This is a genomic window from Enterobacter cloacae complex sp. P18RS, from assembly GCF_014982105.1.
GTDB classification, from domain to species: Bacteria; Pseudomonadota; Gammaproteobacteria; order Enterobacterales; family Enterobacteriaceae; genus Enterobacter; species Enterobacter hormaechei_C.
This window is the reverse complement of record NZ_JADCKV010000016.1, coordinates 249580-260521: the sequence shown is the minus strand read 5'-3', so window position 1 is coordinate 260521 and position 10942 is coordinate 249580. Positions and strand designations below refer to the sequence as shown.

General features: G+C 54.8%; 12 protein-coding genes. 8 read left to right on the top strand and 4 right to left on the bottom strand.

The genetic code is table 11. The features are described from left to right. Positions 1-102: 102 nt before the first annotated feature. The 3 genes from INF61_RS13390 to INF61_RS13380 all read left to right on the top strand — a co-directional run bounded on the left by INF61_RS13390 (position 103) and on the right by INF61_RS13380 (position 2711). Positions 103-630, top strand: coding sequence for a GNAT family N-acetyltransferase (locus INF61_RS13390; protein WP_032653615.1), 528 nt, complete (start codon positions 103-105; stop codon positions 628-630). A gap of 111 nt (positions 631-741) precedes the next feature. Next, the gene (locus tag INF61_RS13385) at positions 742-1626 is read left to right on the top strand and encodes an SDR family oxidoreductase (protein WP_193547827.1); all 885 of its coding nucleotides are present in this window, start codon (positions 742-744) and stop codon (positions 1624-1626) included. A 107-nt stretch (positions 1627-1733) separates the two neighbouring features. After that, positions 1734-2711, top strand: a complete 978-nt coding sequence (locus INF61_RS13380) for an MBL fold metallo-hydrolase (protein ID WP_193547826.1) — start codon at positions 1734-1736, stop codon at positions 2709-2711. A 117-nt stretch (positions 2712-2828) separates the two neighbouring features. Here INF61_RS13380 and INF61_RS13375 read toward each other — a convergent pair whose 3' ends face one another. Then, positions 2829-3413 carry a nuclear transport factor 2 family protein gene (locus INF61_RS13375; protein WP_023296638.1) on the bottom strand — a complete coding sequence of 195 codons (585 nt, stop codon included), beginning with the start codon at positions 3411-3413 and terminating at the stop codon, positions 2829-2831. Positions 3414-3522: 109 nt separating this feature from the next. On the opposite strand from INF61_RS13375, the gene INF61_RS13370 reads away from it, so the two are divergent. Further along, positions 3523-4404, top strand: a complete 882-nt coding sequence (locus INF61_RS13370) for a LysR substrate-binding domain-containing protein (protein ID WP_193547839.1) — start codon at positions 3523-3525, stop codon at positions 4402-4404. A gap of 16 nt (positions 4405-4420) precedes the next feature. Beyond that, the gene (locus INF61_RS13365; RefSeq protein WP_193547825.1) at positions 4421-5344 is read left to right on the top strand and encodes a LysR family transcriptional regulator; all 924 of its coding nucleotides are present in this window, start codon (positions 4421-4423) and stop codon (positions 5342-5344) included. Here INF61_RS13365 and INF61_RS13360 read toward each other — a convergent pair. Continuing rightward, complete coding sequence (locus INF61_RS13360; protein WP_058689400.1) at positions 5335-6219, bottom strand: LysR substrate-binding domain-containing protein; 885 nt, start codon at positions 6217-6219, stop codon at positions 5335-5337. The genes INF61_RS13365 and INF61_RS13360 overlap by 10 nt on opposite strands. 111 nt (positions 6220-6330) lie before the next feature. Between INF61_RS13360 and INF61_RS13355 the strand changes: the two genes are divergently transcribed. The 3 genes from INF61_RS13355 to INF61_RS13345 all read left to right on the top strand — a co-directional run bounded on the left by INF61_RS13355 (position 6331) and on the right by INF61_RS13345 (position 9527). Further along, positions 6331-7812: a UbiD family decarboxylase gene (locus INF61_RS13355; protein ID WP_017382330.1), complete on the top strand. Its 1482-nt coding sequence runs from the start codon at positions 6331-6333 to the stop codon at positions 7810-7812. A gap of 130 nt (positions 7813-7942) precedes the next feature. Next, positions 7943-8230, top strand: a complete 288-nt coding sequence (locus tag INF61_RS13350) for a VF530 family DNA-binding protein (protein WP_032671155.1) — start codon at positions 7943-7945, stop codon at positions 8228-8230. Between the two features lie 7 nt (positions 8231-8237). Then, positions 8238-9527, top strand: a complete 1290-nt coding sequence (locus INF61_RS13345; RefSeq protein WP_033487785.1) for a glycoside hydrolase family 10 protein — start codon at positions 8238-8240, stop codon at positions 9525-9527. A 38-nt stretch (positions 9528-9565) separates the two neighbouring features. Here the strand turns inward: INF61_RS13345 and dsbG are convergent, their stop codons facing one another. Together dsbG and INF61_RS13335 are read right to left on the bottom strand one after the other, a co-directional pair. Further along, complete coding sequence (gene dsbG / locus INF61_RS13340) at positions 9566-10342, bottom strand: thiol:disulfide interchange protein DsbG (RefSeq protein ID WP_193547824.1); 777 nt, start codon at positions 10340-10342, stop codon at positions 9566-9568. A 41-nt stretch (positions 10343-10383) separates the two neighbouring features. After that, the gene (locus INF61_RS13335; RefSeq protein ID WP_193547838.1) at positions 10384-10941 is read right to left on the bottom strand and encodes an RNA polymerase sigma factor; all 558 of its coding nucleotides are present in this window, start codon (positions 10939-10941) and stop codon (positions 10384-10386) included. Between the last annotated feature and the right edge of the window lies 1 nt (position 10942).

Genomic DNA, 10942 nt, shown 5'->3' with positions numbered 1-10942 from the left:
CGGAACGAAATACAAGCTTAGACCAGGATCTACAGAGTGTTATGCCAGCAGGGGATGCCGCTTCGTCTATTATCTATTTATAACTCCCACTTAAGGAATACTATGCATATTCGAAAAGGATTAAGTACAGACCTCGCCCGCCTTGAATGTTGTGATTTTTCTTTCAAGGTTGATGAGATTGCCAGAGAGCCATTTCTCAATGGTGATTTGCATATCGAGGCGCTGACCGAACCTTATCTTAAAACCTATGAACTTGATCTCCAGACGCTGGAAAATCATTGCGTTAATCCGGATTCAATATTTCTTATCGCCGAAACGGATGACGGTGAAATCGCCGGTTTTATTACCGCGTCCTGCAACTGGAATAAATTTATTTCGGTGGATTACATTGCCGTGGAGCGTTCAAAACGCCGTACGGGCGCGGCGCACAAGCTGATGTCCGCCACCCACGTCTGGGCGCGAAGCCTCAATGCGCCCGGGTTACGGCTGGAGACGCAGAACGTTAATGTTTCTGCCTGTCAGTTCTATCGTCACTATGGGTTTATTCTCGGCGGTTACGATCGCTACCTTTACAACGCCCTGCCGGAAAAAGATGAGGTCGCCCTTTTCTGGTATTACATGCTGGCTTGAGAAAATATTTTATATCCGCTACCAGAAGATAGATTTGTCTGAATTTGTCAATTTTGCCCGCTTACGTTTAATTAACGACTAATCTTGGAATTCACTATTAAGGAGGCCGGTATGTCTACAGGAAATAATCACACGCTGCATTACCCTCGTCCACCGTTTGCTGAACAACCGCAAAGGGCCCCCGGGCTGGCATCTGAAATGAAGCCAATACCGGATCACGGTGAAACAAGTTATATCGGATCAGGCAAACTGGCAGGAAAAAAAGCGCTGATTACCGGCGGTGATTCCGGAATTGGTCGCGCGGTAGCGATCGCCTATGCCCGTGAAGGTGCAGATGTGGCTATTGGCTATCTCCCGGAAGAGGAGTCCGATGCGGCATCGGTCATTGCGTTGATTCGGGCCGAAGGCCGTAAAGCGGTCGCCATTCGCGGCGATATTCGCGTGGAATCGTTCTGCGATACGCTGGTGGAAAAAGCCGTCGCAGAACTGGGTGGCCTGGATATCCTGGTGAACAACGCCGGACGCCAGCAGTACTGCGAATCGATCGACGATCTCACCACGGCAGATTTCGACGCGACGTTTAAAACCAACGTCTATGCCCCCTTCTGGATCACTAAAGCTGCGCTGCGCCATTTGCAGGAAGGCGCCGTGATCATCAACACCACTTCCGTTCAGGCGTTTAAACCGAGCGCGATCCTGGTGGACTATGCGCAGACCAAAGCCTGTAACGTGGCCTTTACCAAGTCTCTGGCTCAGCAGCTGGGGCCGCGTGGCATTCGGGTGAATGCCGTCGCGCCAGGTCCATACTGGACGCCTCTTCAGTCCAGTGGCGGTCAGCCGCAGTCCAAAGTTCAGAAGTTCGGGGAAGATACGCCCCTGGGCAGACCGGGCCAGCCGGTTGAAATCGCACCGCTGTATGTGCTGTTTGCCTCCGATACCTGCTCATACGCCTCCGGGCAAGTGTGGTGCTCTGACGGCGGTACCGGCGTGCTGTAAAGCATCCTCTCAGACCTATCCATTTCATGGATAGGTCACATTCACTTCCCTGCTGTTCTCAAAAATCTCAGTTGAACTATGATGAACTTACTATTGAGGAGCCCATCATGTTTACTGTGAAAAAACTTGCGATATCAACCCTGTTGACCGGTTCGGTTTTGTTCTTTCCCGCGATCCACGCGGTGGCCAGCGTTCCACAGCATGTGGTGAAACAGCAGGCTGGCGGCTACAGCGTTCAGGTTGGCGATACGATTGTCACCGCCTTTACGGACGGCAGCGTGCCGCAGGATCTGCACGCCTTACTGCGTCGGACGACGGCAGAAAATACCGATGCGTTACTGGCTAAAAACTTCCAGGCCAATCCGGTGGAAGCGTCGATTAACGCGTTCTATATCGCCATCCCCGGCCACAAAATTCTGGTGGATACCGGTTCCGGTCAGCTCTTTGGCCCCGGCAAAGGCGGGCGGCTGATTGAGAGCCTGGCGACGCAGGGCATTAAACCGCAGGATATTACCGATATCCTGATCACCCATGCGCACTCCGATCATGCTGGCGGCCTGGTTAAAGACGGTCAGCGCGTATTTACCCGCGCACAGGTGTATGTCGGCAAACCGGATATCGATTTCTTCTTTAACGACGAGAACCAGAAAAAATCTGGCTATGACCAGAACTACTTCGACGTCGCGTACAAGACCTTAAAGCCCTATCTGGATGCCGGAAAAGTGAAGACTTTCTCCGGGACGGAACAGCTTCTGCCGGGCATCAGTGGTACGGTTCACCCGGGCCACACCCCAGGGTCCGCGTTCTACACGCTGGAGAGCAAAGGTGAAAAAATTACCTTTGTCGGCGACATCATTCACGTTGCCGCGGTTCAGTTCCCACAGCCCAACGTGACGATTGCTTACGATGAGGATCAGGACGGAGCCGCCCGGGTACGCAACGCAGCGTTCGCTGAGTTTGTGAAAAACAAAGATCTGATTGCGGCGCCACATCTGCCTTTCCCCGGGATCGGGTATGTGAAGAAAGGTGAGCGGGAAGGCTACGCGTGGGTTCCGGTGACCTATACCAACCGGGACGCCCAATAAGAGAGTCTCTGCGTCCCAGGCTAAATATGTCAGCCTGGGACCGCTATCTCACGCCCAGGGCCCCGCGGCCGGGTATTAACCAGCCGGCGAAATCTGTTCGGCCCTGCGCTCAACCTGTCAGACAGCCAGCCATTTTTTTGCGTTCGCTTTCATATTCGCTTCTAGTTCACTGTCACGCGTGGCAAATACGCGGCCGAGGGGAAAACCGCTTTGTTCCAGCAGATAAGCTAGCGCGGCATATTCCCGCGGATAGTTGGCAGCAATTTTTGAATCAATCTCAACCGGGCCCAGCGGAAAGGTGAAAATACCCATGTCGTAGATGCTCTGACGATGGAACAGCTTCCATACGCCCTCTCTCTTTTCTGCCAGATCGTAGAAACGATTGTGGCATTCGCATCCAATATTAAGTTTTATATTTTCAGCGATGATCATCGCATTGGTTTCGAGAATCGCTTTGTCGCCGCGGTCGTTAAAAGTGACGGCGGGCGAGCCAATCATATGTTTTGTGCGCAAATCTGAAGCGCCCATACGCATGGAACCCTCGACAAAATCGCTCGCGAGCCCTTCGAACCACGTAATTTCGATTGTGCCGTCCGGATGAAAAAGATTACGCAGCTGCTCCCATTCGCCCAGGTCGCGGTGCATCCAGCCATTCATGAGGTCGTTAAGATCCTGACGGTCTTGCAGTTGGTGAGTTTGCATTGTTTGGTTCCTGTTTGAGTTGATGCGTTCAGTTTGGCCGTGAAGCGGTTTATACTCAAATATATATATTTTACTAAACAATCATTTTTAATGATGAGTCAGGGTGGCAATGGAACTCCGGCACTTACGCTATTTTTTGGCTGTTGCAGAAGAAGAGCATTTTGGACGCGCGGCTAAGCGACTCAATATTGTTCAGCCTGCGCTCAGCATGCAGATTAAAGCCCTTGAAACTGAGTTAGGCGGTCCGCTGTTTATCCGCACCAGCCGTCGTGTGGAACTTACTGAGGCCGGATCGCTTCTTCTCAGCGAAGCCAGACTGATGCTGGAACAAATGGAACACACGCGTCTGGCAGTCCAGCGTGCGATACGGGGAGAGACAGGGCGTGTACGGGTCGGTTTTGCCGGTAACGCCATTTTTAGTGGCAAAATGATTACCGATGTACGTCGCTTCCGTAAAACCCATCCGGATGCAGAAGTCACCATTCAGGAAATCGCTCCCCAGAAACAGGTAGCTGCGATCCTCGCAGGGCATATTGATGTCGGTTATACACCGGATAACAGTACGACAGCCGATCCGCAGATCAGGGTGCAGAAAACCGGAAACTGGGAGATGATAATCGCAATGTGTGACGATCATCCCTTAGCCATCCATCCGCACCTCTCCGTTGAAATGCTCGCCGGTCATCCCCTGGTCCTGTACGACGCGCATGACTCCAATGAAAATCTGACTGTGCTGCTGGCGCAGCAGCTCGGGGATGGTTTTTGCGTGGCACATCGTTCAAACAGTACGCTAAGCGTTCTGGCATTTGCCGCAGCCGGGCTCGGTCTGGCGCTGGTTCCCGCCCCCCTGCAACAGGTGCAAATACCCGGACTGATTTACCGCAACCTGAATGCTCAGGCGTTGACCGCAAATCTGGTCATGATCAGCCGCATGCAGGAGCCAGGTAATGCAGTGACTGCTTTTCTGGCAATGGCTAACCTTCCCTGTTGAATAACGGCAGCAAGCTATGACGCACAATAAGATGCCCTCCTCCGATATGGATATGGACCTGATCCTGACGCTGGATGCGTTACTCAGGGATCAGAATATCACCCATGCGGCCGCGCGGCTGGGCATCAGCCAGCCGGCGATGTCTGCCCGCCTTGCGCGCCTGCGCGTCCTGTTCAATGAGCCGCTGTTTATCCCTTCCCCACACGGACGTGGGGTGTTACCTACGCCGCGCGCCGAGGCGTTAAGGCCGCAGGTCGCGACGGTTTTGCAGGGTATATCGGCGATGCTTGAACCCACCACGTTCAACGCGCATAACAGCACCCGCACCTTTGTGATTGCCCTGCACGAGAACCCGGCGCTGATGCTGGGGGCAGAGTTGCAGAATCAGATTAGCAGCACAGCACCAGGCATCCGCCTGCGTTTTGCGCTCCCGGAAACCCCGCTGCTGCCAGCGCAGATGGAAAATGGCGATGTGGATATTTATGTCGGCGTTAACGCGGGGGCGCACGATGCATGGGTCAGACGCAAGCTGTTTGACGATGAATATGCCACCGCCCAGCGTAAAGGCCATCCGCGCGGTACGGTGCCGATGGATCTGGAAAGCTATTGCAGCCTTTCCCACCTGGTGGTTTCATCCGAGGGCGACCCGTTCGCGGGCTTTGTCGATCAGCATCTGGCGGGGCTTGGCCACCAGCGTAACGTGGTGATGTCGACGCAAAGCTATGCGATGGCGCCTGCGATTGTTGCCGGTACCGATTTGCTCTGCACCCTACCCAGACGCATGTTGCTACGGTTCACGCAAACGCTTGATATTTTTCCGCCGCCGCTGGATCTCCCTCCGATCGTCATCGGTATGTACTGGCACCCGAAAAACAGCCGGGATCCGGCTAACCGCTGGCTGCGAGAACAGCTTCTTCAGGCCGCCGGACGTCAGGTATGATCGAGGATGCTCATCAATTTTTTCAGGATCTCAGAGCGAATAATCCGGTGGCAAACCAGCGTCAGCTCGCTCTTCCGGAGTCGGTCAAGAATATCCACAAAGACGACGTTTTGTACGCATATCGCCTTCGCTGAAGCCGGCAGCATAGCGATGCCAAACCCTGCCGAGACGAGAGTTATCACCGTGGGGACATCGGTGGCATTTTGCACAACGTCAGGCTGTATGCCCGCGCTGTGGCAGGCATCATAGAAATATTGCTCCAGCCCCATCCCCTCCGGGTCGCGCAGGGCGATCCACTTCTCCTCTTTCACCGACGCAAGCGTCAGCGCGGCGGAGCCCGCCAGGCTATGTTGACGAGGTAAGGCCAGCACGGCCTTTTCCGTTGTAAATGGACGGCTTTGCAGATCGTCAGGCAATAGCGGTAACGGGGCACGAATAATGGCCACATCCAGCTGGTTGCTTTGCACGCCGGTATAAAGGGTTTGCACGTTACCCGTCATCATGGAAAGGCTGATGGCGGGCCATTTCTCATGTAAAAGCCGTAGCGCGGCGGGTAGCTTACTGTCGAATATCGCACTTGAAACACATCCGAGATTCAGCACGCCCTGTTCCCCTCTGGCCGTCTGTCTGGCATCCAGAATCGCCTGATCGGTCATTAAAATCGCGACTCTGGCTTTACTGAGAAATGCCTCACCGGCTGGCGTCAGCGTCAGGCGACGATTCGCCCGGCTAAAGAGCAAGACCCCAAGACGATCTTCAAGCGTTTTTATCTGCTGGCTCAGCGCTGGCTGCGCCATGTTAAGGCGCTCCGCCGCCCGATGCATGTGAAGCTCTTCCGCCACCACGATGAAATTGCGCATCAGTCGAAACTGCATACCATGCCTTTATTATTGATAATAAAATTCATATTAAAATAGCATAAATGATGCAATTGATAGCCCTCTTCGTCCGGTTAAGAATGGAAGCCTTCATCCGAGGAGGGAAATATGAAAAACCACATCAACGATCTCAGAAGTGCTATCGAACTGCTCAAACGCCATGAAGGTCAATACCTTGAAACCAGCCATCCGGTCGATCCTGACGCGGAGCTGGCGGGTGTGTACCGGCATATTGGTGCTGGCGGCACGGTAAAACGTCCGACGCGCATTGGCCCGGCGATGATGTTTAACGCTATTAAGGGATATCCCGACTCGCGTATTCTGGTCGGAATGCACGCCAGCCGCGAGCGGGCGGCGCTCCTGTTGGGCTGCGAGCCCTCTGAACTGGCAAAACATGTCGGCCAGGCCGTGAAAAACCCGATTGCTCCCGTTGTGGTTCCGGCGGCACAGGCGCCCTGTCAGGAACAGGTGTTTTATGCCGACGATCCGGACTTCGATCTGCGTAAATTGCTTCCGGCACCGACCAACACGCCGATAGATGCCGGTCCGTTCTTCTGTCTGGGGCTGGTGCTGGCAAGCGATCCGGAAGATGCCTCACTGACCGATGTCACTATTCACCGTCTCTGCGTGCAGGAGCGCGATGAGCTCTCCATGTTTCTTGCCGCGGGCCGCCATATTGAAGTGTTCCGTAAGAAAGCCGAGGAGGCGGGCAAACCGTTGCCGGTCACGATCAATATGGGTCTCGATCCCGCTATCTATATTGGCGCCTGTTTCGAAGCCCCTACCACGCCCTTCGGCTACAACGAGCTGGGTGTCGCCGGCGCGTTACGTCAGACCCCCGTAGAGCTGGTGCAGGGTGTGGCCGTAAATGAAAAAGCGATAGCGCGTGCGGAAATTATCATCGAAGGCGAACTGCTGCCGGGCGTGCGTGTAGAAGAAGATCAGCATACCCACACCGGGCACGCGATGCCGGAATTTCCCGGCTACTGTGGGGAGGCTAACCCCTCCTTACCGGTAATCAAAGTGAAGGCCGTCACGATGCGTCATCAGGCGATCCTGCAAACCCTGGTAGGACCGGGCGAGGAGCACACCACGCTGGCCGGTTTGCCAACGGAGGCCAGCATCCGTAATGCGGTGGAAGAAGCCATCCCCGGTTTTCTGCAAAACGTCTATGCGCATACCGCTGGCGGCGGCAAGTTTCTTGGCGTATTGCAGGTGAAAAAACGCCAGCCCTCTGACGAAGGGCGTCAGGGTCAGGCGGCACTCATCGCGTTAGCCACCTATTCCGAGCTTAAAAACATTATTCTCGTCGACGAAGATGTGGATATTTTCGACAGCGACGACATCCTGTGGGCGATGACCACCCGTATGCAGGGCGATGTCAGCATCACCCATCTGCCGGGGATCCGCGGACACCAGCTCGATCCGTCTCAGGCGCCGGACTACAGCCCCTCCATTCGTGGCAACGGGATCACCTGCAAAACGATTTTCGACTGTACGGTGCCCTGGGCGCTGAAGTCCCGCTTTGAGCGTGCGCCCTTTATGGAGGTAGACCCGACGCCGTGGGCGCCTGAACTGTTTAAAAAATAGCGTTAACCGGAAAATCTTCTTCACCCTTCACGGGTGAAGAACCTCACGCTGAAATTGCCGCGTCCCCTGCTTTCTTGTAACCTTTGAGCGTTTATCACATCCCCATAAAAACTGAGACTACCGGACGCCTATGACAGCACATATTTCCAACGATCCTTTGCATGGCGTAACCCTCGAAATGCAGGTTAACGCGCTGGTTGCGCGATATGGCTGGAATGAACTGGGCAACCGAATCAAAATCAACTGTTTTCGCAAGGACCCGAGTGTTAAATCGAGTCTGAAGTTCCTGCGCCGCACCCCATGGGCGCGGGCGGAAGTTGAAGCCCTCTACCTCGACTCTCTTCACGATGACGGTAACGGGGAACAGGACGAACCGGAGTTTAATCCCTGGACGGATAGCCGGACACCCAGGAGCTAACACGCAAATGATGCGACACGTAAAACGGACTGGCGCGCTGCTTGGCTGCGCGCTTTTACTGGTAAGTTGCACTTCCAAACCACCCAAATCACTCGTTACCCCGCTGCCGCAGGCGAAACCTCTACAGCAGACTAACGAACCCATGCGCGGGATCTGGCTGGCGACCGTCTCCCGTCTCGACTGGCCTCCCGTGTCATCGGTGAATGGCCGTAGCGCGGACCAGCGTATCGCCCAGCAACAGCGGGCGCTGACGGACAAGCTCGATAAGCTGAAAAAACTTGGGATCAACACCGTCTTCTTTCAGGTAAAACCGGACAGTACGGCGCTGTGGGCCTCTAAAATACTGCCCTGGTCAGATACCCTGACGGGGACTATCGGGGAAGATCCCGGTTACGATCCGCTTCAGTTTATGCTGGATGAAGCGCACAAGCGCGGGATGAAGGTTCATGCCTGGTTTAACCCGTACCGCGTTTCCACCAACACGAAGCCGTCGACCATCGCCGCGCTTAACCGCACCTCGTCGCTTCATCCTTCCAGCGTGTACGTCCAGCATCCGGAGTGGATCCGCACCTCGGGGGATCGTTTTGTTCTCGACCCGGGCATTCCCGACGTGCGGGACTGGATAACCCAGGTGGTGATGGAAGTGGTAAATCACTACCCTGTCGACGGCGTTCAGTTCGATGACTATTTTTACACCGAGACGCCGGGGTCCACCCTGAATGATGCCTGGACCTTCAGGCGCTATGGCGAAGGTTTTGCGTCAAAAGCGGACTGGCGTCGACACAATACGCAGCAGTTGATTGTGCAGGTTTCAAGGGCGATCAAGCAGGCTAAACCTGAGGTCGAATTTGGCGTTAGCCCGGCGGGGGTCTGGCGCAATCGCTCCTTCGACCCGGCAGGCTCGGACACCCGCGGTGCCGCAGCCTATGATGAATCCTACGCTGACACGCGCAAATGGGTACAGCAGGGTTTACTGGATTACATTGCGCCGCAGATCTACTGGCCCTTCGCCCGCGACGCGGCACGTTACGATGTGCTGACAAAATGGTGGGCTGACGTGGTGAAACCGACCCATACCCGCCTGTATATCGGGATCGCGTTCTACAAAGTGGGCGCGCCTTCCAGAAACGAACCGGACTGGACGGTGAACGGCGGCGTACCGGAGCTGAAAAAACAGCTCGACCTCAACGATTCACTGCCAGACGTTAAGGGCACCATCCTGTTCCGTGAAGACTATCTTAACCAGCCGCAGACGCAGGAGGCAGTAAATTACCTCCGGGGACGCTGGGGTAGTTGACTGAAAAAAGGCAGAAACGTCCTGTTTCTGCCTTTCTTTTACGGCTTCGGCCCGAACATCGCCTCAAGCTGTTTTGCGTCTGGCATACCCACGACCTGTTGGAGTTCGTTTTGCTCATTCAGGTAATAAATAGCCGGTGTGGCATTCGCGCCGAGACTGTCCATTAGCGTCTGGTGATTTTGCAGGATCTCAACGGTTTCCCGGGAAGCCGCAGCTTCAGGTTTCGGCAGCTTTTTCCCGCCGGACAGCTCGTACGTTTTCCAGGCCGACACCGGATCTTTCGCATTCAGGATCGCGGAGGCGTTACGCCCGCTGTTTGGGTTAAGAAATGCAACCAGCAGCGTATTGAGCTGAACCTTGCCAGCCTTCACCCACGGCTGCGCTTCAGCCCAGAACTGCTTGCAGTACGGGCAGAACGGGTCGGCAAAGACGAAGACTTTGCGCGGGGCACTCTCCGCGCCCTCTTTCAGGGGATGCGCCGCATTGAGCTTTTTCCACATCTCGCGGCCCATCGGGGCGTAGATCTCTTTCTGGAAAAAGGCCTCGCTGAGGTTGGTTCCTTTCTCATCATAAAGATAACCAGACACGACGTGCTTTCCGTCAGGGGTCAGAAAGAGCGTCACGCCCATGTCCTGATATTTCCCCAGCCACGCTGGCGCGCCGCCGGGGGCGTCAATTTTCTTGATGATTTTGATGTCCTGCTGTTCACTGAAGTGCTTCACCACATCCGGAAGCGACTCCTCTGCCCTGACCAGCCCTGAAACCATCAGAGCAGAGACTAACAGCACCTTTTTCTTTGCTAACCGTTGAAGCATAACGACCCCTTTAAAATATTGTTTTTCAGAGTGGTCGAAGTTTATTGCCCTGTCAACGCTTCATAAATATCCTTGAGGCGACTACGCAAAAATCGCACGGCTTTGTGTTTGCGGGATAATAACGCCTGCACACTGTCGCCTGTTTCCTCTGCCAGCATCTTCATGCTGTAGCCCTCAAATTCCGTTTTTTCAAACACCTCGCGCTGAGGTGGCGGCAGTTCCGACAGGGCTTGCCCCAACTCTTCCCATAGCAGCATGTTGAGATACTCTTCCTCCGGCGTTTGCGGTACGCCGAATAACGTTTCTGCAATCTCCTGCTCAGGAAAGTCTTCGTCATCTGCTGTCAGGTACCCCGGCAGTGAAACCTCGTGCTTTTTTCGCGCCCGGTCGATCATCTCATTTCGTGCGGCGCGAAACAGCCAGGCGGCGACGTTCTCGACCGGTTGTTCCACTTTCATCAACTGCCAGGTCACTTCCTGAAGAATATCATCGACATCATCACGAACCGCAGTCCGTCCGTGAATGAAGGCTTTTAGCCGCGCGCGGCAGGCATTGAGTGCCGAGATCAGTAATGATTCCCCCGCCTCACCGGCTTTCATA